Raw genomic sequence first — 22,872 nt, 5'->3', positions numbered from 1 at the left:
AAAAGCCCGCTAAACAAGCGGGCATATTTTTCTTAAGATTTGCAAAATTACTGTTGCACTTTTAATTTTGCCTGCGCTTCTGCAATACTTTGAATCACAGCGCGTCTATCCAGCGCTTCATTATCGCTATCTAAAACACGGCGCCAATAACTCACAGCGCCAGCATAATCTTTATTTCGATAAGCATCGGTTGCAAGCAACAGCAGACTAGCACTCTCTTTAGCATCTAATTTTAAAGATTCAGCAAGCCACGCTTTGGCATTTTCTGATAAGTTTTGACCATTTTCATAGTAATCAGCAGTTGCCATTGCGCCTAAAATCGCCGCCTTTTTACCTAGCACTTTTTGTGCGTTGTCAAAGCAGATAATGGCTGCATTAAAATCATTATTTAATGCATATGCTTGCCCCAATTCATACCACAAATCGCCATCGTTAGGGTTTGCACGTAATCTATCTTGTAGGCTGAGAATATAATGACTGTTTTTCTGTTCTTTACTTTCTAGCGCAGATTGCACTTCAAAAGCTTGGTGAAGCTGCTCGCCTTTTTGCACAATTTGAAAACGTCCGGTTTGCGCATAAATACCCACGGCCACTGCAGCTACTAACGCTAATACCAATATGGCTACGATAACAAGCGGGCGTTTTTTGGTAAATTTTTGCGATTTTTCGACCGCTTGCTGCTCAAACTCAAAACGGGCTTGCGCTTCTTCTTTTAACTCAGCCGCTAAATCATTTGGTAAGTGTTGCGCTAACTTTAATGCTTGCTCATAAGTTTCTTGGCTGATTTCAGCACGTGTTTTCATAATTTTGCCTCCGCTTTACGGCGTTTGGTTCGCCAGAAAATAGCAGAAAATAAAATCACCACTAGCCCAACCGGAATTCCCCAAAGTGCCCAAGTGTGCGGGTTAAATGGGGGATTGTAATTTACAAACTGCCCAAAACGTTGAGTCATTATTTCAATGATTTCTTGATCAGATTTCCCTTCATTGACCATTTGATAAACCTCAAGACGAAGTTTATAAGCCGTCGTCGCATTCGATTCCACTAAGTTCTGGTTTTGACATTGCGGACAACGAAGTGATTTTGCTAACGCCACCGCACGAATACGATCGGCATCGGAATGGAATTCAAAGGTATCCACCATTTCTGCTTGAGCAACAACACTCATGACAAGCGGTAAAATTAAAGCCATTTTTTGCAAAATTTTTCGCATTATTTTTCCTCTCGTAAGGCTTTTAAGCGAGGCAGAAAATCTTGCTCGAAATCAGGGTTGTAGCCTTTTTGTTGATAACGCACTACGCCGTGTTTGTCGATCAAATAGCTTGAAGGCGCAGAAGAGACTTTCAGGGTTTGAATTAAGAAGCCTTTTTCATAATCATCAATCACTAAATGAAACGGGTTTCCCCATTGCGTTAATGCCTCTCTTGCATCATTAGGCTGATCGCTATAAGTCAGCCCAACAATTGGCACGCCTTCTGCCTTAAGCTTGTGCAAAATCGGGAATTCTTTAATACACCAAGTGCACCAACTTGCCCAAACATTAAGAATATAGGGCTCTTTCGGCAAACTGTTATTATTTAAACGTGCGTTTGGATCAAGCAAATTTTTCCCCACAAACTCAGGAATGGGCTTATCGCGCCAATCTTCAGTCGGTGAAAGATTGTCTTTATTCATTAACGGCACTGTAAGCATTGCTACAATCGCCACCAATAACAACAGCGGTAAAAATAAAAAGGCTTTTTTCATTCTATTTTTCTCATTTATTACTTTGTTTATGCGCTTTTCTATTCGCTTGGCGATAGCCAAATAATGCTAATAAAGAGGCAAATACCATCACAATGCCACCAAGCCAAAGTGCGCGAACATAAGGTTTATAATGCAATCTAAACGCATATTCTAAATTGCCAAATTTATCGCCCATGACAATATAAATATCATCTAAGAAATGATGATAAAGCCCTACTTCTGCCATCGTCATGGTTCGTACATCATAATAGCGACGTTCTGGGGCTACTTGTGCAAGCGTTTCGTTCTCTTTAGCAATCTTAAAAATAGCACGCTCAGCCGTGTAGTTTGCGCCAATCACATCTTGATAATCATCGTAAGTGAAACTAAACCCCGCTAAAGTGGCAGACTCATTCGGTTTTAATCTTACCCCTTTTTCATCGCCATAATAACTGTTCATCATCGCTCCAATCACGCAAATTGCAAAACCGATATGCGCTAGGCGCATTGCAAGCGGTCGAATTTGCCACATATATCGCAAATAAGGCAAATGAGTCAGAATAATCCAAATTGCCAAGCTAATAAAAATTGTCGGCAAAATTTGTAATGTATAAGCAACTTGTGTCAACGTTTGCATAGTAAGTGCTACAGCAAGCAGTACGGCTACCGGCAATAAATAGAGTCGCCATAAGATCTGTTTAGTTGGCACACTCTTCCAACGCAATACGACTGCAATTCCCATCGCAACCATTAACAACAGCGCAAGCGGCGTGAATACGTGGTTAAAATATGGCGCGCCAACGGAAATTGATCCCCAGTTCATTGCCGTAAAAACCATTGGATAGAAGGTACCAACCAATACCGCAGAAGCCGCTACGGCAAACAAACCGTTAATCAGTAAAAAGGCGGTTTCTTTTGACCAAAGTAAGAAACGTACTTCGCCTTGCCAAAGATTCACACGGAAAGCAAATAATGCCAATGCAATAAAGCTTAAGCTAAAAAAGAGAATAAGCAATGCCATGCCACGGTCAGGATCCACCGCAAAAGCATGAACAGAAGTTAAAACTCCAGAGCGAACAATAAAGGTACCAAGCAAACTTAATGCAAAAGCAAAAATCGCTAATAGAATCGTCCAGTAATTAAACACACCACGTTTTTCACTGACTATCAATGAATGCACTAACGCAGTGCCTAATAACCACGGCATTAAAGAGGCATTTTCAACAGGGTCCCAGAACCACCAGCCGCCCCAGCCTAACTCATAATATGCCCACCAAGCACCAAGAATAATCCCCGCGGTTAAAAAGCCCCAAGAAATCATCGTCCATGGGCGAATCCAGCGCGCGACTGCGGCATCAAAACAGCCTGATACCAAACTTGCCACAACCATTGCAAAACTAATGGCAAAACCAACATAACCTAAATAAAGCAATGGTGGGTGAAAAATCAGCCCCACATCTTGCAACATTGGGTTTAAATCTCGCCCTTCTGGTGGTGGCGGGAAACTTCGCTCAAATGGGCTTGAAACAAGCAAGATAAAAAGCATGAACCCTAACGCAATGAGCCCAATCATGGCTAAAGTACGATGGTAGAACAAGCGGTCAGATTTATCCGCAAAAATGCAAAATACGCCTGTCCAAAGTGTTAATGCGGCAAGCCAAAACAACATGGAACCTTCATGCCCCCCCCACGTTGCCGCAAATTTAAAGAAATCAGGTAATTGGCTATTAGAATGCTGGGCAACATAGATAACGGTAAAATCATCCGTTAAAAAAGCGTGCGCTAACAGAGCAAAGGAAAGCAGAGAAAACAGCGACTGTACGCCGGTTAATAGCGGATTTAACGCTAAATAATGCGGTCGTTTAAACAGTTCGCTAAAAAGAGAACAACCCACTTGAAAGGCGGCAGCCACCGCCGCCAAAATTAATGAAAAATAGCCCAATTCCGGAAGCATAATAAAATCATCGCAAAAAAATTTGGGCTATTATGCCACATCTATGCCAAAGACTGAGAGAACTAGATCAATCTTTGTCAAAAAACGTTGATTTATTCACCAAAAAATAACCGTTATGGCGCTAAATCAACAACATAGTCTGTGACCGAAAACTTGTTTTTGATTAACCCTTGTTGCTGCATGAAATCAGCCATTTTTTCATAAGTGGCAAAATCAAATGCGCTTGGCTTCTCAGTTAGATAAGGCAGCGTATCTTTCCATGCGCGACGATTCAATTCATTATCTAGCTCAGCGGGTTTATAACTGACAAACAACTCCCAGCTTTCTTGTGGATGCGCTTTTAAATAAGCACTCGCCTGTGTTAAAGCCCGCACAAAGTCACGATATTTCGGCGCTTCCAGCTTATCTTTATTTGCCACAATAATGAGCTCATCATAATTTGGCACGCCATGCTTTTCAGGGAAAAACGCTTTGCCTTGATGCCCTTCAATTGCAAGTTGATTCAATTCAAAATTACGGAATGAACCAATAACGGCATCAACTTGTTTGCTGATAAGTGAAGGAGAAAGCGACCAATTCACATTCACTAGCTGCACATCTTTGAGGCTTACCCCTGCAGACTTAAGCATGGTTTCTAGTAAAGCCGTTTCAAAGCCACTGACCGAATAGCCAATTTTTTTGCCTTTCAAATCCGCTAACGTTTTAATTTCACTATTTTCTAACACCACTAAGCTGTTTAACGGTGAATTCGCAAGCGTTGCAATACGAACTAAAGGCAGTTTTTCATCTAACTGCATTTGTAATTGAGGTTGGTAATCTACCGCTAAATCTGCTTTACCTGCCGCCACTAATTTAGGGGGTAATGAAGGGTCAGCCGGCTCAATAATTTCCACTTCCAAATTCTGCTCTGCAAAAAAGCCTTTTTGTTGTGCCACAATCAATGCAGCATGATCTGGGTTGACGAACCAGTCAAGCATTAACGAGATTTTTTGCTTTTCTGCCGCTTGGCTATTTAGCGCTAAGGCGCTCGCAAGCAATGTGAGTAAGTAACGTTTTTTCATTTTGTCTCCTTTTATTATTCAGATAAATCTAGCCCCATTTGCCAAAACCCAATTTCTAGGCGAGTGGCTGTGGTAAAAATTTTTTGGATATTCTGTAATTGTTCGGCATTAAGATGAGCACAGCATTGATTAAGAAAATCAGCGGTTTCTTTTGCTACTTGTTGGAAATCCTCGCTGGCATAAGTATCAATCCACGTTTGATAGGGATTATTCGGCAGTCTAGGATAGTTATCACAAATATAACGGCCAACTTCAGCATAACCGACCGCACAAGGGGTAATTGCAGCGTAAATTTCTGCTAAACCGCCATTTGCACCACAATCAAGTAGATAACGTGTATAAGCAATACAGGCTGCACTTTCTTGTGTATTAAAGATTTCTTCTTCGCTAATTCCCCATTCTTGGCAATAATTAAGATGCAGCTGGATCTCTTGGCAAATAGCGTCTAATGCTTTACGAGGTGTTTCCATTTGCGCAAAATCTTTTGCTTTAAAAATCGCTAAAGCGAAAGCTCTGCTGTAATGAAAAAGATAGATATAATCTTGTTTTAGATAATGGCGAAAACAATCGGCAGGTAATGAACCTGTAGCTAACTGTTTGACAAAATCGTGCTCAATATAATGCTGCCAGTCAGGCTGCGATTGCTGAATAAGTTGTTTTAGCATAAAACCTCTTAATGAATATAACGAACCCAAGGTAGTGATCGGCGTAGCCAGTAATCAGTGAAAAAATATAAGCAAAGCGCAATTAGTAACAATAAAAATAGTGCAGCAAACATTAGATCAATTTGCATTCTGGCATTGGCTTGCAACATTAAATAGCCTAACCCTTCTGAAGACCCCACCCATTCGCCAACCACTGCCCCAATGGGTGCAATAGAAACTGCAATTCGTAGGCCTGAAGCTAATGCGGGCAATGCAGCAGGCAAACGCACCTTAAACAACATTGCCTGTGGAGAAATTTGTAAAGTTTGCGCCAGTTGTACCCAAGATTGAGGCGTATTACGTAAACCGTCATAACAAGCAGCCGTAACGGGGAAATAGATAATCAATACTGCCATAGCGATTTTAGAAGCCATGCCATATCCCAACCACAACACTAAAAGTGGGGCAATCGCGAAAACAGGCACTGCTTGGGAGATAACCAGCAACGGCATTAAAAAGGCAGAAACGCGGCGTGAAAGTGTGAGCAATAAAGCAGAAATTAACCCCAATATAAACCCACAAATTAAGCCCAATGCGATTTCAATTAGAGTAACCTTAGCATGGCTGAGCAATAAATCAGTGTGCTGTAATAAACGCTCAAAAACCGCTATCGGTGAAGGGAAAAGATAGGTTGGTAAGATAAATATTGAAACTACCGCTTGCCATAAGCCAATCAATAAAAGAAACAAGCCAAGCCAATTAGCTAATTTTTTCATGATGCCTCCTGCATTAACTTAGCAATCAGTTCTTCTTGTAATTGCCAAGCGGTTGCTTGAGCCATGTTATGTGGTTTCGCGCCACTTAATTGACTCACTAAATGCATTTGCGCAGGGTGACCTTGCAAAATATAGAGGCTATCGGCTAACCGAATGGCTTCTTGTGGATCATGCGTCACTAAAATGACGGTTTTCTCATGCAACAACTCACATGCGAGATCTTGTAGCTGCATACGCGTTACCGCATCTAATGCAGAGAAAGGCTCATCCATTAAAATTAAATCCGCCTCTTGCATCAAGGTTCTAGCTAATGCGACACGTTGGCGTTGCCCGCCTGACAGTTGATAACAAGCCTTGTGGATATGTGCTTGCATATTGACTGCAGCTAATAATGCTTCAGCTTTTGCTAAACTTTCAGCATTTTTTGTGCCTTTTAAATGTTGTGCAAGCTGAACGTTATCTAATACTGAAAGCCAAGGAAAAAGGCAATCCTGTTGCGCCAACCAAGCTAATTTGAGATGAGGGGCAAAATGAATCTTTCCTGCACTTACGGCGGATTGCTCAAGCCCCGCAATTGCGCGTAAAAGCGTTGATTTTCCAACGCCTGAGCTGCCTAAAAGTGCAACCCATTCGCCTTGCTTCACATTAAAGTTCAAATTATCAAACAGCGATTGTCCGGCAAATTGCAAAGATAAACCTTGGACTTGGAGGCAAAACATAGCAACCTCATCAAGCGTTCAAAGGGAAAATAGCAAGAAAAGCAAAAAGGGGAGAAAATAAAAGAAATGGTTTCATCATTTAGTTTCCTACGTCAGTGTTAACTGTTTCAGGTTCACGGGTATTATCTCAGCCTATGGCACCCCGACTAATATGTTGCAAAATTCTAGTAAAAACCGAGAACAAAAACAAACTTTTCATTTAAATTTTGTGATCTACCTCACATTACAAGCGGTCTGATTTTAAAAATTTTTTGCAAAAAAAGCGCATCTACAAGATGCGCTTCATCACTTATTATTGTTAGGCATTCTGCCCTTTTTCTTTTGGTAAGATTAAGTTCATGATAATCGCTGCGATGGCACAAAGGCTAATACCTTTAAGCGAGAATTCACCTAGATTGATGAACATACCACCAATACCGAAGGTCATGACCACAGAAACGATCACAAGATTACGTGCCTCACCCATATCCACTTTGGCTTTAATCAGTGTACTCATGCCCACAGCCGCAATAGAACCGAATACGAGCATCATGATGCCACCCATCACAACACTTGGAATCGTCTGTAAGAAAGCGCCAACTTTTCCACAAAATGAGATCGCAATCGCCCAACAAGCTGCCCAAGTCATGATTTTCGGGTTAAAGTTTTTAGTGAGCATTACAGCACCCGTCACTTCTGCATAAGTCGTATTTGGTGGACCACCAAGTAAAGATGCCGCCGAGGTTGCAATACCATCGCCTAATAAGGTTCGGTGAAGCCCCGGTTTTTGTAAGAAGTTTTTACCCGTTACCGAGCTAATCGCCATAATACCGCCAACGTGCTCTACTGCTGGTGCAATCGCAATTGGGAGTAAGTAAAGAATGGCTTCTAAATTAAATTGTGGTGTGGTTAAAGTTGGGATAGAGAACCAGCTAGCCTCGGAAACTTTAGTAAAATCAACTAAACCAAGATAAAGTGAAAGCAAGTAACCAACTAAAATACCGAACATAATCGGAATAAGCTTCATTAACCCTTTAGCGAATACAGCAACGATAACAGTGGTAACTAAGGTTACCATAGAAACTAAAATCGCAAGATTTTGCTCAATCTGCATATTTTTGCCAACCGCCATATCCACCGCAACAGGCGCAAGCCCTAAACCGATGATGATAATAACCGGACCTACCACTACAGGTGGGAAAATTCTGTCCATGATTTGTGCGCCACGCCATTTTACTAAAGCGCTAAGCACGACATAGACTAAACCAGCACAGGCTAAACCGCCCATTGTTGAAGGAATTCCCCAATGTTGTACACCGTATTGGATAGGCGCGATAAAAGCAAAAGAAGAAGCTAAGAAAATCGGTACTTGACGACCGGTGCAGAGTTGAAAAAGAAGGGTACCAATACCTGCAGTGAGCAAGGCAGTGTTTGGGTCTAAGCCCGTAATAAGTGGCACTAAAACTAGGGCGCCGAAGGCAACAAATAACATTTGTAAACCGACAAACGCTTGTTTTGGCGTGCTAATAGTTTGTTGAGTCATGTTAGGTAAGTCCAGTTAAGTGAAAAAACGAAAACGTTATCTTTCGACAACTGGAAATTAATTATAGATCAAAACCTAATTGCTGACGATGCCTCTTTAACAATATAAAAGAAAAATCCCGTTAACTGCTGATAATTTATTAACGGGATTGGAAATTATGCTTTCTCTTCAGCTAAAAAGGCTTTGTTGGCTTTATCAAAAGTTTCTAACACTTGCTGATTCGGCATTGGTGTTATCAGAGAAACAATAATAATTGCCAAAATAGCAAGGAAGAATCCAGGAATCATTGAATAAACATCAGGCAATGCCAACCAAAGCGTAATATCTTTCCAGAAATACACCACTAAAGCCCCTGTTAGCATCCCCGCAATCGCACCAAAACCATTCATCCGTTTCCAAAACAATGACAACAACACAATTGGGCCAAATGCAGAGCCAAAACCTGCCCATGCATCTTTCACTAAGCCAAACACTTGGCTATTTGGATCTTGTGCAATATAGATGGCTAACCCAGCAACCGCTAATACCATCACTCGACCTAACCAAATCAATTCACGATCGCTTGCTTTTGGTCTTAAAATGCCTTTGTATAAATCTTCGGTAATCGCGCTTGAGCAAATCAATAATTGTGCAGAAAGTGTACTCATTACCGCAGCAAGAATAGCAGAAAGCAATACGCCAGCTGTCCATGGATCAAATAATAATTTTGCTAGTTCAATAAAAATCTGCTCATTGTTTTGACTCACTACACTGGATTTTTCTGGGAATTTGAAAAAATACAACATGCCGAAATAGCCAATACCAATCGCGCCCACTAAGCAGATAACCATCCACGCCATACTGATTCGGCGCGCATTTTTAAGTGATTTCACACTTTCTGCTGCCATAAATCGCACAACGATATGCGGTTGTCCAAAATAACCTAATCCCCACGCCATGAGACTTAACACGCCTAAAACTGTGGTGCCGCTAAACATATCATTATAATTTTTGCCACTCGCTGCTTCTGCCAACGCTAAAGTGGATTTGATCTCATCAATACTACCAATGCTTAATACAACAAAAAGTGGCGTCAGCAATAATGCAAAGACCATTAGCGATGCTTGGATCGTGTCCGTCCAACTCACGGCTAAAAAGCCGCCAATAAAGGTATAAAGAATAGTAGCAACCGCACCATACCAAATGGCATCTGCATAAGGTACCCCAAAGAGATTTTCAAAGACGCGCGCACCCGCAACGACGCCAGAAGCACAATAAACAGCGAAAAAGAGTAAGAAGATAAACGCAGAAAGGATTTTAATGAGCTTAGTTTTATCACCAAAACGGTTATGAAAATACTCAGGTAAAGTTAGCGCATCGCCACTATATTCGGTATGAGCACGCAATCTACCGGCAACTAATTTCCAGTTTAAATAAGCCCCGATCGTTAAGCCAACTGCTAACCATGCTTCAATCAGACCACCTGCATAAACGGCGCCGGGTAAGCCCATCAATAGCCAACCCGACATATCTGATGCACCAGCCGATAATGCAGTAACGAAACTGCCTAAACGGCGCCCACCTAAAATGTAATCAGAAAGGTTATTCGTGACTCGGTAAGCAATCAATCCTATCAGGATCATCGCCACAATATAGATAAGGAATGTTGTAGTGGTTGGATCAAACCCAAACATGCGCGCCCCTTAAGCCTTAAAATGGAGGAAAAGGCAAAAGATTACCCATTTTGGCTTAAAAAATCAATGTTTTAACCAAGAATTAGGTGATCTAATGGCTCATCCCAAGCTGCTAACGGTAATTCTTCAACCTGTTGACAACGATGCGCTAGCCCCACACTAATGGCTGAAGATTGACTTAATGTACGATCATAAAACCCGCCTCCATAACCTAAACGCCCATTCTGTTTATCACAAGCCACTAATGGCGTAAAAATCATGTCTAATTCATTTAAAGGCAATACTTTTCGAACATCTAACTTAGGCTCTTGCATGCCAAGAGAATGTGTAATCCGCTCATCGTTTGGTTCATAAGCTATAAATAACAAATTACCAGAGCTAAATGGATGCACAACGGGCAAATAAAGCGATTTACCTTGTTTATGCAATATTTCCATCAATGCAAGCGGTGAGATTTCACCATTAAATGGCAAATAAAAGGCAATATGCTGAGCTTGATATCGAGCGATTAAATCTAATGCCGGTGTAATAATTGCCTGACTAGCCTGTTGCTGCGCTATAGGGGAAAGTTGTTGACGTTTGATTTTCATTTCACGCCGAAGAGATTGGCGTAAGGCTTGATGTGAATCCAATGAAGTGTTCATAACCAGATGGTGTCCGAGGTGCCGTAACCTATTGTAGTCCTTGAACCAGAAGGTTCAAGGGAGTCAAACGTATTCGCCTTTAGGCTTCTTACTCAAGGTAAGCTTGCTCACCGGCGATTAGATGTCCAACTCAAGGTTTTAAATTATCGGCTCAGGGACGTAATAAGCTACGCACACCCCCGACAAGATTTAATATAACGGAAATTCGCTGTTTTTCCTAGCAATAAAAAAATAAAAATAATTAACCGATCAGCTTTTAAGCAGTTTATTGATTCGTATCAATTACGCCTAAATTATTCAATTTCCCTAACGAACTATCAAGCTGGTGAATACAAGCTTCTAACACGTTTTTGTTGTTTTCATTTTTTTGCTTTTCTAATTCAAGCTCGTAATTTAAGTTCAGCGCCACAATTGCCAAGACTTTTTCAAGCTGGATAATACCTGATTGCTCTTTTAAAACCGCTACGCGCTCTTCTAAACGCTCAGCAGAAGCTAATAAATGTTGCTGTTGTTCCGGCGGACAATGCAAGCGAAGCACCTGTCCAAAAATTTGGACTTCAATATAATTTGCCGACATAGGCGTAAAATCCTCACTTATCTATAAAATTTTTGTTATTATGCCATTCTTTCTAAGAATAACAAAGACGATACTATGTCAAATCTTCAACCAACCGAATTTAAGCAACTGATTGCACAATTAGCTATTGAGCTTAATCCCGCTGAGTTTCACGGCTTTTTAAGCGGGTTAATTGCTGGCGGCATTCAAGATGAATCTTGGAAAACACTGACTTATCAATTTACTAACGATGGTCATACTTTCTCACAAGTTCCTCTTCAAGCGCTCAGTCAATTTTATGAAACATTAAGTCAGTCATATCGTGAGGCGAATACGCTCTTTTCACTCTGGTTGCCAGAAAATGAAAACGATGGTATAGCTTTAGCTGAAAGCATTGCCGATTGGACAAGCCAATTTATTTTAGGTTTAGGCTTAGCACAACCCAAATTAAATGAAGAAACCGATGAAGTTGGTGAAGCCATTGATGACTTAGAAGAAATCTCAAAACTTGGCTATCATGAAGATGACAGCAACGAAGAATTACTCGAAGCTGGCGAAGAAGTCGTAGAATACTTACGCGTATTATCTCTTTTCCTCCACAGCCATTTTGCATTAAATGCAACGGAGAAGCCAACCAATATCCACTAATGTTACCGACCGCAAAAATTGCTAAAAATTCATCTTCGCAAGCGGTCAAATTTAAAAAAGAATTTGCAAATTCCTGTTTTCGCTAAATTATGAAGGAAACCTCATGACACAATTAAAAAATGATCGTTATCTTAAAGCATTATTACGTGAACCCGTAGATATGACCCCTGTTTGGATGATGCGCCAAGCCGGTCGCTATTTACCAGAATATAAAGCCACTCGAGCAGAAGCTGGCGATTTTATGTCATTATGCCGTAATGCAGATTTAGCTTGCGAAGTTACCCTTCAACCCTTACGCCGTTATGCTTTAGATGCGGCAATTCTCTTTTCTGATATTTTAACTATTCCTGATGCGATGGGATTAGGCTTAAGTTTTGGTGCTGGTGAAGGCCCGAAATTTGCTCGTCCAATTGAAACAAAAGCACATGTAGATAACCTTCCAATTCCAGATCCAGAAAGCGAATTACAATATGTGATGAATGCCGTTCGTACCATTCGCCGTGAGTTAAAAGGTGAAGTACCGTTAATTGGTTTCTCTGGTAGCCCATGGACATTAGCTACCTACATGGTTGAAGGTGGTTCAAGTAAAGCATTTACTAAAATCAAAAAAATGATGTACACCGAACCTCATCTTCTTCATGCATTATTAGATAAACTTGCCGATAGCGTCATCTTATATTTGAATGCACAAATCAAAGCTGGCGCACAAGCAGTGATGGTTTTTGATACTTGGGGCGGCGTATTAGCACATCGTGATTATCAAGATTTCTCATTACGCTATATGCACAAAATTGTAGATGGCTTGATTCGTGAAAACGAAGGCCGAAAAGTGCCTGTCACACTCTTTACTAAAGGCGGTGGCTTATGGTTAGAAGCCGTAGCCGAAACAGGTTGTGATGCAATTGGTTTAGACTGGACGGTTAACTTACACGATGCACGTCAACGTGTTGGCCATAAAGTTGCATTACAAGGCAACATGGATCCAAGTGTACTTTATGCCTCTGCTGCGCGCATTGAGCAAGAAGTACAGCAAATTTTAGCTGACTTTGGACAAGGTTCAGGTCATGTCTTCAACCTTGGGCACGGTATCCATTTAGATGTGCCAACCGAGAGCCCGAAAGTGCTGGTTGATTCAGTGCATGAATTCTCAAAGCCTTACCATAAATAATTAAAATGATCTCAAGCGGTTTGGTAAAACATAATGAAAATTGAACCGCTTGTTTGAGGGAAATATATGAGAAATCCAATTCATAAACGAATGGAACGTTTTGAGCCCTGGCAACACCTCACTTTTATGGCATGTTTATGCGAGCGCATGGCGCCTAATTTTCAGCTTTTTTGCGAGGTAACGGAACAACCTGATAATAGCAAGGTCTATCAGAATATCTTAAATCTAGTTTGGGAATCTCTTACCGTTAAAGGTGCCAAAATCAATTTCGATAATCAATTAGAGAAATTGGAAGCGATTATTCCAGATGTGAATGATTATGAGTTTTTTGGCGTATTACCAGCACAAGAAGCCTGTGAAGCACTGTCTGAATTACTACACAGCTTAATTGCAGGTGCAACCTTAGAACAAGCAATCCGCATTAGCCAAATTTCATTAGGTACGGTGGCTAGCTATGTGGAAATGCAAACAGGTGAAGAGTTAAATGAACAAGCTTTGAAAAACTCTGCTGAAATTCAAGCCGAATTAGATGTGCAATGGCAAATTTATCGCCTGCTCAATGAGTGCGAAGAACGCGATACTCAGCTCATTCTCGAGCTCAAAAATGAGATTCGCACTGAAGGAATTAGTAATATTGGTGTAAATTTTAATCAATAAACTAAAAATAAACACAAATATGCATTTTAGCTATTTGAGAAATCGGTAGTTTGAATTAAGCTACACACTAGATTGACGCTCCTTGTCATTATTATAGCAACAACATTCTTTTAGAGGATTAACACTATGAACAAAACTGAATTAATCGATGCAATCGCAGCGAAAGCAGAATTAAGCAAAAAAGATGCAAAAGCAGCTTTAGAAGCAACTTTAGAAGCGATTTCTGAAAGCTTAAAAGCAGGCGATGCAGTTCAACTAATCGGTTTCGGTACTTTCAAAGTTAACGAGCGTAGCGCACGTACTGGTCGCAACCCTCGCACTGGCGAAGAAATTAAAATTGCTGCAGCTAAAGTACCAGCATTCGTTGCAGGTAAAGCATTAAAAGATTTAGTAAAATAATCTTAATCTCTGAATGTACAAAGGCGTTGAAGAACTCTTCAACGCCTTTGTTTTTTTGACTTATCCACCCGCTTTGCGGTTAATCGCATCAAATAATGCTGTCGGTAACAACCGCCGTAGCCACCAAAATAATTGAGTAGGGAAAGTAACCTGATAACGAGCTTTCGGTTTTTTCGCCGTTAAGGCTTTAAAACACGCCTCTGCACAAGCTGAAGCAGGCAAAGTAAATGGATTACCATTACTCGCTGCTGTCAGACGTTGTAGCTGTTTTTGATTAAAGTCTTGATGGAAAGAATCATCCAAATCAATGTATTGCTTTAGTTTTTCCACAGAATTTGGGCGGAATCGACTTTGGATTGGGCCTGGTTCAATCAAGCTAATATAAATATTTGAACCATAAAGTTCAGCCCTCAACGTATCGGCCATTCCTTCTAACGCAAATTTCGTCGCATTATATGCCCCTCGATAATGCATTGCTGCAAACCCTAAAATACTGCTGGTTACCAATATTCTCCCATGATTTTGTCTTCGAAAAATTTTTAGTGCAGCATTCATCACTTCCCAAGTTCCGAACACATTCGTTTCAAAAATCTCTCGTAGTGCTGCGCGAGGTACATCTTCCACGCAACCAGGCTGCCCATAACCCGCATTGCAAAACACTGCATCTAATTGACCGCTTGTTTGAATATAATCAAAGGCTGCGTTAATCTCGCTACTATCGGTCACATCTAACTTTATGCATTCAAATCCTTCTTGTTGCAAGCGCATAACATCTTCAGTTTTTCGGCAGCTAGCAATCACTCGCCAACCTTGCTGCCGTAAATAAAGTGCTGTTGCATAGCCAATGCCAGATGAGCAGCCAGTAATTAAGATAGTTGGCATCACTTCACTACTTAATCACGTCAAAGAAACCATCAATTTCTTCTGGCTGACGCGCAAGCGAAATACCAGATTCTGGATCTTTAGGTGAACCTACTAATAATAAGCCCACAACTTTATCGCCTTCTTCGCAATTAAATAGCGCACGTAATTGAGTCCCTTCAACCCATTTTTTGCTAATCCAAACGGTTTCAAACCCTTGCGCATTTGCTGCTAATTGCATTGCATAAGCGGCACAGCCAGTAGTAAGCATTTGCTCCCATGCAGGAATTTTCGGTGATTCATGATCAATTTTGGCGATCACACCAATCACCATTGGCGCTTGGTTGGCTAGTTTATCCGCTTTAGCTGCATTTTTTTCATCCATATCAAATTCAACTGCTGCTGCTTCTAAGCAAGCCTTTAATGTTGGCATAGCCGATTTTTGCAATACAACAAAATGATAGGGCTTAAGTCTGCCATGATCAGGGGCTCGTAAAGCCGCTTTAATCATATTTTCTAATTGCGCTTGGTTTGGAGCAATCTCGCCAAATTGTTTACTTGAACGACGGTGATGTAATAATTCTAAAATTTGCATTTTTTCTCCTGAAAATGACCGCTTACTTTAATTGCTCTTCAATCACACCGCCACCAAGGCATACTTCACCTTGATAGAACACCGCTGATTGTCCTGGTGTGACCGCAATTTGTGGCTCATCAAAAATCACTTTTACCGTATTTTCATCTATTGGGAAAACTTCACAAGCAATATCCGTTTGACGATAACGGGTTTTCACTGTACAACGAAGTGCTTCACGCAGAGGTTCACCACTAATCCAATTTAATTGTGAAGCAATAAGCCCGCTTGAAAGCAACGCAGAATTATCATGCCCCTGAGCAACTACTAACACATTATTGATGAGGTCTTTCTCTACCACATAGAACGGATCTTCGCTTAAGCCTTTTACGCCACCAATTCCTAATCCCTTGCGTTGCCCAAGCGTGTGATACATTAAGCCATCATGACGCCCAACTAACTTGCCATCAACCGTTCGAATCTCCCCTGGCTGTGCAGGTAAATAACGTGCTAAGAAATCTTTAAACTTACGCTCCCCAATAAAACAAATGCCTGTGGAATCTTTTTTCTTGGCTGTCGCTAACCCTAAATCTTCAGCAATGGCACGTACAATCGGTTTTTCAATTTCGCCTACTGGAAATAGACTCTGCCCAACTTGTTTTTTAGTAATCGCATGTAAAAAATAACTTTGATCTTTATTCTCGTCTAGCCCACGCAACAATTGTGCATTATCATCACTGCCTGCGCGACGAACATAGTGCCCTGTGGCAATATAATCCGCACCTAAATCTTCTGCGGCGTATTCTAAAAACGCTTTAAACTTAATTTCTTTGTTACAAAGAATATCTGGGTTTGGCGTGCGCCCTGCTTTATATTCATTTAAGAAATGTTCAAAAACATTATCCCAATACTCTGCGGCAAAGTTGATTTTATGCAGTTTCATTCCAAGTTTATCAGCCACCGCTTGTGCATCAGCTAAATCAGCTGCAGCAGTACAATAATCGGTGTCATCATCCTCTTCCCAGTTTTTCATAAACAAGCCTTCAACCTGATAGCCTTGTTGTTGCAAAATAAACGCAGAAACTGAAGAATCAACCCCACCAGACATGCCGATAATGACTTTTTTCTTAGCATTCTCAGCAAGTTGTTCAGGGGAAAGTGTTGGAAAGTGTTGGTTATAAGTGTTTGAAATTAACATAAGTCTCCCGTAACTTCGGTTAAGGCGAAGCACATTTGGTGATTTGATAGAAAACTATCACAAAGAAATAAAGCGGCAAAATTTGCAAAACATCACACAAATATTACCGCTTGCCATAGATAAATTTATTTTACTTCGTAAAATTTAGGCTCTTCTTTTGCAAAGCGAGCAACTTCTTCTGGATCTGCTGTGCCATCTGCAATTTTTGATTTGAGGTTATCGCATGGCTCTTCACAGTCACACATTTTTTTCATACCTAACGCAGAGATGCCGCCACAACTCCCTTTTAAGGCATTACCTTTAATTAAAAAGCCAATTGACATTGCAAAGACAACGGCAATAAAAAAGCCGAATGTAAGTAATAAAGTTTCCATTATTCACTCCAATTATTTTTGGTTAATAATTTTCTCAAATTCGCTCGACATTTTGGTTTCAAATGACGAACCACGTTTAATAATCAAAAAGACAGCTAAATGCTCACGCTCAGCCACTTCTAAAGCTTTATCTTCGCCTAATACAAATAAGCCTGTTGATAAGCCATCTGCAGTCATTGACGTTGGCGCAAGTACTGTAATTGAGGCTAAATTATGCTTGACCGGACGTAATGCTTTCGGATCAATGATATGCGAAAGACGATTTCCTTGCTCATCTTCAAAATAGTTACGATAATCACCAGAAGTTGCCATACCTAAATTATGTAGTGGCACCACAATTTGAGCCTTTTCACCTTGCACTAATGCAGGCTGCTCGATGGCAATACGCCAATCGTTGCCTTGCGCATTTTTACCCTTACCGCGTAATTCCCCACCAATCTCAACTAAGTAATTTTCTACACCAAATTGCTCTAATTGTTCTGCCACTTTATCAACACCGAAGCCTTTGGCAATAGAAGATAAATCTAAATAAAGTGCAGGGGCTTTTTTAGTTAGACTAAATCCACTTTCCGTATTGACACTTAATTTATCAATCCCCACACTAGGCGAAAATTGGGCAATCTGTTCTGCACTTGGGGCTTTATTTAAGCGTTTATCGGGCCCAAACCCCCAGAGGTTAACTAATTTTCCAACGGTAACATCTAATGCACCCTCGGTAACTCGATTTAAACGAATCGCTTCTTGGGTGACTTTAGCAAAATCAGCAGAAACAGTAAAAGGTACATTGACTTCTTGGCTTTGGTTAAAACGACTGATTTCTGAATCTTTTTGATAAGTGGACATTTGATTGTTCACTTCTTTTAAAACGGCATCAACTTGCTGTTGCACATCCTCAATCTTAGGTAAATTTACTTTACCATTATCAATATATTTAACTGTATAGGTCGTTCCCATTGTTTTGCCTGAAAAAGCCATTTGCTCAGGCACTTTTTCGCAAGCGGTCAAAAAAAGTGAACCGATTGCAAGAAATAAAAGCGATTTTAATTTCATTATATCCTCTTGATTGAGATGCCTAGTATTTCATTCTAATGCTAGGTTAAGCATAATTCAGCTCATTAAAAAATATAAAAAGACTGAATTATGTTTAACCTATGACATAAGTCATAGGCAAAAAGCGGTGGAATTTGCAAAACATTTTACAAATCCAACCGCTTGTTATGGTCAGAGATTAGCCACCGAAGTCATCTAATAAGATGTTTTCATCTTCAACGCCTAAATCTTTCAGCATTTTAATCACTGCTGCGTTCATCACTGGAGGACCACACATGTAGTATTCACAATCTTCTGGTGCTTCATGATTTTTTAAGTAGTTTTCATAAAGTACGTTGTGAATAAAGCCGGTGTAACCTGTCCAGTTATCTTCTGGCAATGCATCAGAAAGTGCCACATGCCATACGAAGTTTGGATTTTCAGCTTGTAATTGGTCAAAGTCTTCTTGGTAGAAGATTTCACGTTTAGAACGCGCACCATACCAGAATGACATTTTACGTTTAGAGTGTAAACGTTTTAATTGGTCAAAGATATGTGAACGCATTGGCGCCATACCTGCACCACCACCAATGAAGACCATTTCATTATCGGTTTCTTTCGCGAAGAATTCACCAAATGGACCAGAAATAGTCACTTTATCACCTGCTTTTAATGACCAAATGTATGAAGACATTTGACCTGGAGGTGCATCAGGTTGGCGTGGAGGAGGTGTTGCAATACGCACGTTAAGCATAATGATACCTTTCTCTTCTGGGTATGAAGCCATTGAGTAAGCACGAATAATATGCTCGTCAACTTTAGACACATAACGCCATAAGTCGTATTTATCCCAGTCCTCGTGGTATTCTTCTGGAATATCGAAATCTTTATAGTTCACCACATGTGGATCAGCTTCGATTTGGATATAACCACCCGCACGGAAAGGTACTTCCTCACCTTCAGGGATCGCTAATTTTAACTCTTTAATGAAAGTTGCTTTGTTATCGTTAGAAATAACAGTACATTCCCATTTTTTCACACCGAAGATTTCTTCAGGTAATTCAACGTCCATACTGCCTTTCACGTTAACTTGACATGCTAAACGATAGCCTTCTTTCGCTTCACGTTTGTTAATGTGAGAAAGTTCGGTTGGTAAAATTTCACCACCACCACTTTTCACTTTAACAATACATTGACCACAAGAACCACCGCCACCACAAGCAGATGAAACGAAGATACCTTTACTCGCTAACGCGCCTAAAAGTTTACCACCTGCTGGTAAAGTAATTGCTTTTTCTGGGTCATCATTAATGCTGATAGTAATATCGCCTGAATCCACTAATTTTGATTTAGCGAAAAGGATAATTGCGACTAAGACTAAAACGATTGCAGTAAAGGCTACAACACCAAGTAAAAGAATATTTAATTCACTCATTATTGTCTCCTATAACTGAATACCAGAAAATGACATGAAGCCAAGCGCCATTAAGCCTGCAGTGATGAAGGTAATCCCTAATCCTTTTAAGCCAGCTGGTACATCAGCATATTTCATTTTTTCGGTTAAGCCTGCAAGAGCAACAATTGCCAACATCCAACCTAAACCTGCACCAACACCATACACAGCTGATTCAGCAAAAGTGTATTCACGTTGTACGGCGAAAGATACACCACCGAAGATCGCACAGTTAACCGCAATAAGAGGTAAGAAGATACCTAATGCATTATAAAGTGCTGGGAAAAATTTATCTAAAGCCATTTCAAGTAATTGAACAAGACCTGCGATAATCCCGATGAAAGTAATAAAACTTAAGAATTCAAGACTTACACCATCAACTAATGCACTATCTTTTAAAACGTGTTCATAAACAAATTGGTTAGCTGGTACAGCAATACCAAGCACTACCACAACTGCAATACCTAAACCGAACGCAGTTGATACTTTTTTAGATACGGCTAGAAATGTACACATCCCCAAGAAGAAGGAAAGTGCCATATTTTCAATGAAGATCGCCTTAACTAATAAGCTAATATAATGTTCCATTGATTATTTCTCCTGTTGCTCGGGTTTCCACGTTCTTAAGCCCCAAATAACGAAGCCAATGATGAAGAACGCACTTGGTGCAAGAAGGAATAAACCGTTTGGTTGATACCAACCACCATCTTGGATAGTTTGGAATACAGGGAAACCTAATAGACGACCAGAACCGATAAGTTCACGTAATGTGGCAACAATTAATAAAATTACCCCATAACCTAAACCGTTACCAATACCATCAACAAAGCTCTCTAATGGACGAGATTTCATTGCAAATGCTTCCGCACGCCCCATTACGATACAGTTTGTAATAATAAGGCCAACGAATACTGACAACTGTTTTGATAAACCGTAAGCAAACGCTTTTAAGGTTTGGTCAACTACGATTACTAAAGAAGCAATAATCGCTAATTGCACAATGATACGGATACTATTTGGAATATAGTTACGAATCATTGAAATAAACATGCTAGAAAAACCGGTTACTAAACTTACCGCAATTGCCATTACGATAGCCGTTTGTAACTGAGTAGTTACCGCTAATGCAGAACAGATACCTAAGATTTGTAATGCAATCGGGTTATTTTTAGCAATTGGATCTAATAAAAGACCTTTTAAATTTACTTTTCCTTCAGCCATTATTTGATTTCTCCTGCTTTAAATTTCGCTAAGAATGGGCCAAAGCCATTTTGGCTGAACCAATAATCAAATGAGCCTTGCACACCGTTACTAGTCAAGGTTGCACCAGATAAACCATCTACACCATGCTCTTTATCTGCAGAGATACCTTTGTAGATTTTAAATTTCTGATTACCTTGTTCGTCAAATAATTTCTTATCAACGAACTGTGCTTGCCAACGTGGGTTTGCAATTTCACCACCTAGACCGGCTGTTTCACCTTGGTCATAGTAAGTGATGCCTTTGATAGTATTCGCATCTGGTGCAACAGAAACGAAACCATACATGGTTGACCATAAACCACGACCATACATAGGTAACACTACTTGGTTCACATTGCCTTGCTCATCTTTAACAAGATAGATACGTGCTTGGTTAGCACGCACTTTAATGCCTGCTTTATCTGCTTCTTGCGGAATTACTTGGCTTTTAGCTGGATCTTTAATGGCATCTTTTGGTTCAAATTTATTGATCTCTTCAGCCGATGCTTGAACAACATCACCCGTTTGTAAATCAACTAAACGAGGTTCAATGAATTTACCGTATGTTTCTTTGATAACAGAAGCATTATCTTCTTTCATTAAACCAGCAACAGTTAAAATGTTGCGTTGTACGTCAAGGGATTTTTGTTCATCTTGTTTTGCTTTTAATGCCACTGCAGCACCAGAAACAACGATAGAACATACTAAACTTAGCAACACAACGACGGTAACTGTACCGCCTACGCTATCTTTATTAAATTTAGCCATTTGTTCTTGCTCTCCGACGTTTGATATTTGCTTGAACCACGATGTAGTCGAAAATTGGTGCAAATAAGTTTGCAAATAAAATCGCTAGCATCATACCTTCTGGGTAAGCAGGGTTTACTGTACGAATCAATACAGCCATAACACCGATTAACGCACCGTACCACCATTTACCAGTATTAGTAAATGAAGCAGAAACAGGGTCGGTTGCCATGAAAATCATACCTAATGCGAAACCACCTAATACAAAGTGCCAATGCCAAGGCATTGAGAACATTGGGTTAGTATCTGAACCAATGATATTAAATAAGGTTGCAGTTGCCGCCATACCAATCATTACGCCAGCCATAATGCGCCAAGAAGCGATGCGAGTGAATAAAATCAGTGCACCACCAATTAACAATGCAAGTGTTGAAACCTCACCCATTGAACCAGGAAGGTTACCAATAAATGCATCCATCCAAGTAATTGGTTGACCACTTACTGTATGTTGTAATGCTGCTTGACCACCTTGTGACCATTGTGAAAGCGCAGTTGCACCAGAGAAACCATCTGCTGCAGTCCATACTAAATCACCCGAAATTTGAGCCGGATATGCAAAGAATAAGAATGCACGACCTGCAAGCGCTGGGTTCATAAAGTTACGGCCTACACCACCAAAGATCTCTTTTGCAACAACGATACCAAAAGTAATACCAAGCGCTGCTTGCCATAATGGTAATGTTGGTGGCACGATTAACGCGAAAAGAATGGTAGAAACGAACATCCCTTCATTCACTTCGTGGCCACGCACTACTGAGAATAATAATTCCCAAATAGTACAAACAGTAAATACCACTAAGTAAATTGGTAGGAAGAAAATCGCACCTAGCGCCATTTTGCTGCCCCAGCCTGCATCTAGACTTAAATCTAAACCTAAAGCATGCGCAATAGCATAATGCCAGTCATTTGCGATCAATTCATTTAAGTTACCTAATTTAGCAATCGCTGGAATTGCTTGGTGACCTACGTTATACATTCCATAGAAAATCGCAGGAAATAACGCTAAGAACACCGTAATCATCATACGTTTTGAATCTAACGCATCACGAACGTGTGTTGTTTTTTGCGTTGCCGTACCTGGTGTATAAAGCAAGGTATAAATCGATTCAAAGATCGGATAAAGCTTGCTGTATTTACCACCAGGTAAAAACGCGGGTTCCATTTTTTCAAAAAGATTTTTTAAACCCAT

At 40.4% G+C, this 22,872-nt stretch carries 26 protein-coding genes, 1 other RNA gene and 1 riboswitch; of the genes, 4 read left to right on the top strand and 23 right to left on the bottom strand.

Annotated elements, in window-relative coordinates:
• Positions 1 to 47: 47 nt before the first annotated feature.
• The 13 genes from HSP_RS0109965 to HSP_RS0109910 all read right to left on the bottom strand — a co-directional run bounded on the left by HSP_RS0109965 (position 48) and on the right by HSP_RS0109910 (position 11,295).
• Complete coding sequence (locus tag HSP_RS0109965; RefSeq protein WP_010130029.1) at positions 48 to 803, bottom strand: TPR domain-containing protein; 756 nt, start codon at positions 801 to 803, stop codon at positions 48 to 50.
• Positions 800 to 1,213, bottom strand: a complete 414-nt coding sequence (nrfF, locus tag HSP_RS0109960) for a heme lyase NrfEFG subunit NrfF (RefSeq protein ID WP_010130028.1) — start codon at positions 1,211 to 1,213, stop codon at positions 800 to 802. The genes HSP_RS0109965 and nrfF overlap by 4 nt, the downstream gene beginning before the upstream one ends.
• Positions 1,213 to 1,746, bottom strand: a complete 534-nt coding sequence (locus HSP_RS0109955; protein WP_007525339.1) for a redoxin family protein — start codon at positions 1,744 to 1,746, stop codon at positions 1,213 to 1,215. The genes nrfF and HSP_RS0109955 overlap by 1 nt, the downstream gene beginning before the upstream one ends.
• A 10-nt stretch (positions 1,747 to 1,756) precedes the next feature.
• Positions 1,757 to 3,679, bottom strand: a complete 1,923-nt coding sequence (gene nrfE, locus HSP_RS0109950) for a heme lyase NrfEFG subunit NrfE (protein ID WP_010130027.1) — start codon at positions 3,677 to 3,679, stop codon at positions 1,757 to 1,759.
• 113 nt (positions 3,680 to 3,792) lie between these two features.
• Complete coding sequence (locus HSP_RS0109945; protein WP_010130026.1) at positions 3,793 to 4,740, bottom strand: ABC transporter substrate-binding protein; 948 nt, start codon at positions 4,738 to 4,740, stop codon at positions 3,793 to 3,795.
• A 14-nt stretch (positions 4,741 to 4,754) separates the two neighbouring features.
• Positions 4,755 to 5,405 (bottom strand): thiaminase II, encoded by a 651-nt coding sequence (gene tenA / locus HSP_RS0109940; RefSeq protein ID WP_007524295.1) that lies wholly within the window; start codon positions 5,403 to 5,405, stop codon positions 4,755 to 4,757.
• A gap of 8 nt (positions 5,406 to 5,413) precedes the next feature.
• Positions 5,414 to 6,160, bottom strand: coding sequence for an ABC transporter permease (locus HSP_RS0109935; RefSeq protein WP_007524949.1), 747 nt, complete (start codon positions 6,158 to 6,160; stop codon positions 5,414 to 5,416).
• Positions 6,157 to 6,879, bottom strand: a complete 723-nt coding sequence (locus HSP_RS0109930) for an ABC transporter ATP-binding protein (protein WP_007524757.1) — start codon at positions 6,877 to 6,879, stop codon at positions 6,157 to 6,159. Before HSP_RS0109930 ends, HSP_RS0109935 begins: the two co-directional genes overlap by 4 nt.
• 67 nt (positions 6,880 to 6,946) lie before the next feature.
• Positions 6,947 to 7,034: riboswitch (TPP riboswitch) on the bottom strand.
• A gap of 143 nt (positions 7,035 to 7,177) precedes the next feature.
• Positions 7,178 to 8,401: a uracil-xanthine permease family protein gene (locus tag HSP_RS0109925; protein ID WP_007525407.1), complete on the bottom strand. Its 1,224-nt coding sequence runs from the start codon at positions 8,399 to 8,401 to the stop codon at positions 7,178 to 7,180.
• Between the two features lie 155 nt (positions 8,402 to 8,556).
• Positions 8,557 to 10,074 (bottom strand): sodium/proline symporter PutP, encoded by a 1,518-nt coding sequence (gene putP, locus HSP_RS0109920; protein ID WP_010130025.1) that lies wholly within the window; start codon positions 10,072 to 10,074, stop codon positions 8,557 to 8,559.
• A gap of 71 nt (positions 10,075 to 10,145) precedes the next feature.
• Positions 10,146 to 10,718, bottom strand: coding sequence for a 5-formyltetrahydrofolate cyclo-ligase (locus HSP_RS0109915; protein WP_010130024.1), 573 nt, complete (start codon positions 10,716 to 10,718; stop codon positions 10,146 to 10,148).
• Positions 10,719 to 10,724: 6 nt separating this feature from the next.
• Positions 10,725 to 10,906, bottom strand: a non-coding RNA gene (ssrS, locus tag HSP_RS11270) — 6S RNA.
• Positions 10,907 to 10,983: 77 nt separating this feature from the next.
• Positions 10,984 to 11,295 (bottom strand): cell division protein ZapA, encoded by a 312-nt coding sequence (locus HSP_RS0109910; RefSeq protein WP_007524031.1) that lies wholly within the window; start codon positions 11,293 to 11,295, stop codon positions 10,984 to 10,986.
• Between the two features lie 75 nt (positions 11,296 to 11,370).
• Between HSP_RS0109910 and HSP_RS0109905 the strand changes: the two genes are divergently transcribed.
• From HSP_RS0109905 to HSP_RS0109885, 4 genes are all read left to right on the top strand, one after another.
• The gene (locus HSP_RS0109905) at positions 11,371 to 11,922 is read left to right on the top strand and encodes a UPF0149 family protein (protein WP_010130023.1); all 552 of its coding nucleotides are present in this window, start codon (positions 11,371 to 11,373) and stop codon (positions 11,920 to 11,922) included.
• 103 nt (positions 11,923 to 12,025) lie between these two features.
• Positions 12,026 to 13,090 (top strand): uroporphyrinogen decarboxylase, encoded by a 1,065-nt coding sequence (gene hemE, locus HSP_RS0109895; RefSeq protein ID WP_010130022.1) that lies wholly within the window; start codon positions 12,026 to 12,028, stop codon positions 13,088 to 13,090.
• Positions 13,091 to 13,156: 66 nt separating this feature from the next.
• Entirely contained in the window at positions 13,157 to 13,747 is a 591-nt protein-coding gene (locus HSP_RS0109890; RefSeq protein ID WP_007525009.1) for a YjaG family protein, read from the top strand.
• A 126-nt stretch (positions 13,748 to 13,873) separates the two neighbouring features.
• Positions 13,874 to 14,146, top strand: coding sequence for an HU family DNA-binding protein (locus HSP_RS0109885; RefSeq protein WP_007524806.1), 273 nt, complete (start codon positions 13,874 to 13,876; stop codon positions 14,144 to 14,146).
• Between the two features lie 60 nt (positions 14,147 to 14,206).
• On the opposite strand, the gene HSP_RS0109880 is transcribed toward HSP_RS0109885, so the two are convergent.
• From HSP_RS0109880 to HSP_RS0109835, 10 genes are all read right to left on the bottom strand, one after another.
• The gene (locus tag HSP_RS0109880) at positions 14,207 to 15,028 is read right to left on the bottom strand and encodes an SDR family NAD(P)-dependent oxidoreductase (RefSeq protein ID WP_007524208.1); all 822 of its coding nucleotides are present in this window, start codon (positions 15,026 to 15,028) and stop codon (positions 14,207 to 14,209) included.
• Positions 15,029 to 15,035: 7 nt separating this feature from the next.
• The gene (locus HSP_RS0109875; protein ID WP_007524736.1) at positions 15,036 to 15,602 is read right to left on the bottom strand and encodes a nitroreductase family protein; all 567 of its coding nucleotides are present in this window, start codon (positions 15,600 to 15,602) and stop codon (positions 15,036 to 15,038) included.
• A gap of 22 nt (positions 15,603 to 15,624) precedes the next feature.
• A complete protein-coding gene (gene mnmA / locus HSP_RS0109870) occupies positions 15,625 to 16,779 on the bottom strand; it encodes a tRNA 2-thiouridine(34) synthase MnmA (protein WP_007524021.1) in 1,155 nt (384 codons plus the stop codon).
• Between the two features lie 125 nt (positions 16,780 to 16,904).
• Positions 16,905 to 17,153, bottom strand: coding sequence for a (Na+)-NQR maturation NqrM (gene nqrM / locus HSP_RS0109865; protein ID WP_007525116.1), 249 nt, complete (start codon positions 17,151 to 17,153; stop codon positions 16,905 to 16,907).
• A gap of 12 nt (positions 17,154 to 17,165) precedes the next feature.
• On the bottom strand, positions 17,166 to 18,203 hold the full coding sequence (locus tag HSP_RS0109860; protein ID WP_007524542.1) for an FAD:protein FMN transferase: 1,038 nt from the start codon (positions 18,201 to 18,203) through the stop codon (positions 17,166 to 17,168).
• A gap of 178 nt (positions 18,204 to 18,381) precedes the next feature.
• On the bottom strand, positions 18,382 to 19,617 hold the full coding sequence (nqrF, locus tag HSP_RS0109855; protein WP_007524820.1) for an NADH:ubiquinone reductase (Na(+)-transporting) subunit F: 1,236 nt from the start codon (positions 19,615 to 19,617) through the stop codon (positions 18,382 to 18,384).
• A gap of 9 nt (positions 19,618 to 19,626) precedes the next feature.
• Entirely contained in the window at positions 19,627 to 20,223 is a 597-nt protein-coding gene (nqrE, locus tag HSP_RS0109850) for an NADH:ubiquinone reductase (Na(+)-transporting) subunit E (protein WP_007524089.1), read from the bottom strand.
• Positions 20,224 to 20,226: 3 nt separating this feature from the next.
• On the bottom strand, positions 20,227 to 20,856 hold the full coding sequence (locus HSP_RS0109845) for an NADH:ubiquinone reductase (Na(+)-transporting) subunit D (RefSeq protein WP_007524316.1): 630 nt from the start codon (positions 20,854 to 20,856) through the stop codon (positions 20,227 to 20,229).
• Positions 20,856 to 21,644, bottom strand: a complete 789-nt coding sequence (locus HSP_RS0109840) for a Na(+)-translocating NADH-quinone reductase subunit C (protein WP_007525286.1) — start codon at positions 21,642 to 21,644, stop codon at positions 20,856 to 20,858. The genes HSP_RS0109845 and HSP_RS0109840 overlap by 1 nt, the downstream gene beginning before the upstream one ends.
• On the bottom strand, positions 21,637 to 22,872 hold the full coding sequence (locus tag HSP_RS0109835) for an NADH:ubiquinone reductase (Na(+)-transporting) subunit B (RefSeq protein WP_007525457.1): 1,236 nt from the start codon (positions 22,870 to 22,872) through the stop codon (positions 21,637 to 21,639). The genes HSP_RS0109840 and HSP_RS0109835 overlap by 8 nt, the downstream gene beginning before the upstream one ends.

The organism is Haemophilus sputorum CCUG 13788 (assembly GCF_000238795.1).
GTDB lineage: Bacteria > Pseudomonadota > Gammaproteobacteria > Enterobacterales > Pasteurellaceae > Haemophilus_A > Haemophilus_A sputorum.
This window is presented reverse-complemented; position numbering and strand designations above follow the sequence as displayed.

Coding starts and splice junctions, on each gene's coding strand:
- HSP_RS0109925 (WP_007525407.1), bottom strand. CDS start 8,401: ATGACTCAACAAACTATTAGCACGCCAAAACAAGCGTTTGTCGGTTTA.
- nqrM (WP_007525116.1), bottom strand. CDS start 17,153: ATGGAAACTTTATTACTTACATTCGGCTTTTTTATTGCCGTTGTCTTT.
- HSP_RS0109915 (WP_010130024.1), bottom strand. CDS start 10,718: ATGAACACTTCATTGGATTCACATCAAGCCTTACGCCAATCTCTTCGG.
- HSP_RS0109840 (WP_007525286.1), bottom strand. CDS start 21,644: ATGGCTAAATTTAATAAAGATAGCGTAGGCGGTACAGTTACCGTCGTT.
- HSP_RS0109930 (WP_007524757.1), bottom strand. CDS start 6,879: ATGTTTTGCCTCCAAGTCCAAGGTTTATCTTTGCAATTTGCCGGACAA.
- HSP_RS0109860 (WP_007524542.1), bottom strand. CDS start 18,203: ATGAAATTAAAATCGCTTTTATTTCTTGCAATCGGTTCACTTTTTTTG.
- nrfE (WP_010130027.1), bottom strand. CDS start 3,679: ATGCTTCCGGAATTGGGCTATTTTTCATTAATTTTGGCGGCGGTGGCT.
- HSP_RS0109885 (WP_007524806.1), top strand. CDS start 13,874: ATGAACAAAACTGAATTAATCGATGCAATCGCAGCGAAAGCAGAATTA.
- HSP_RS0109880 (WP_007524208.1), bottom strand. CDS start 15,028: ATGCCAACTATCTTAATTACTGGCTGCTCATCTGGCATTGGCTATGCA.
- HSP_RS0109965 (WP_010130029.1), bottom strand. CDS start 803: ATGAAAACACGTGCTGAAATCAGCCAAGAAACTTATGAGCAAGCATTA.
- HSP_RS0109945 (WP_010130026.1), bottom strand. CDS start 4,740: ATGAAAAAACGTTACTTACTCACATTGCTTGCGAGCGCCTTAGCGCTA.
- HSP_RS0109955 (WP_007525339.1), bottom strand. CDS start 1,746: ATGAAAAAAGCCTTTTTATTTTTACCGCTGTTGTTATTGGTGGCGATT.
- nqrE (WP_007524089.1), bottom strand. CDS start 20,223: ATGGAACATTATATTAGCTTATTAGTTAAGGCGATCTTCATTGAAAAT.
- HSP_RS0109910 (WP_007524031.1), bottom strand. CDS start 11,295: ATGTCGGCAAATTATATTGAAGTCCAAATTTTTGGACAGGTGCTTCGC.
- nqrF (WP_007524820.1), bottom strand. CDS start 19,617: ATGAGTGAATTAAATATTCTTTTACTTGGTGTTGTAGCCTTTACTGCA.
- HSP_RS0109935 (WP_007524949.1), bottom strand. CDS start 6,160: ATGAAAAAATTAGCTAATTGGCTTGGCTTGTTTCTTTTATTGATTGGC.
- HSP_RS0109875 (WP_007524736.1), bottom strand. CDS start 15,602: ATGCAAATTTTAGAATTATTACATCACCGTCGTTCAAGTAAACAATTT.
- hemE (WP_010130022.1), top strand. CDS start 12,026: ATGACACAATTAAAAAATGATCGTTATCTTAAAGCATTATTACGTGAA.
- HSP_RS0109890 (WP_007525009.1), top strand. CDS start 13,157: ATGAGAAATCCAATTCATAAACGAATGGAACGTTTTGAGCCCTGGCAA.
- nrfF (WP_010130028.1), bottom strand. CDS start 1,213: ATGCGAAAAATTTTGCAAAAAATGGCTTTAATTTTACCGCTTGTCATG.
- mnmA (WP_007524021.1), bottom strand. CDS start 16,779: ATGTTAATTTCAAACACTTATAACCAACACTTTCCAACACTTTCCCCT.
- tenA (WP_007524295.1), bottom strand. CDS start 5,405: ATGCTAAAACAACTTATTCAGCAATCGCAGCCTGACTGGCAGCATTAT.
- putP (WP_010130025.1), bottom strand. CDS start 10,074: ATGTTTGGGTTTGATCCAACCACTACAACATTCCTTATCTATATTGTG.
- HSP_RS0109845 (WP_007524316.1), bottom strand. CDS start 20,856: ATGGCTGAAGGAAAAGTAAATTTAAAAGGTCTTTTATTAGATCCAATT.
- HSP_RS0109905 (WP_010130023.1), top strand. CDS start 11,371: ATGTCAAATCTTCAACCAACCGAATTTAAGCAACTGATTGCACAATTA.
- HSP_RS0109835 (WP_007525457.1), bottom strand. CDS start 22,872: ATGGGTTTAAAAAATCTTTTTGAAAAAATGGAACCCGCGTTTTTACCT.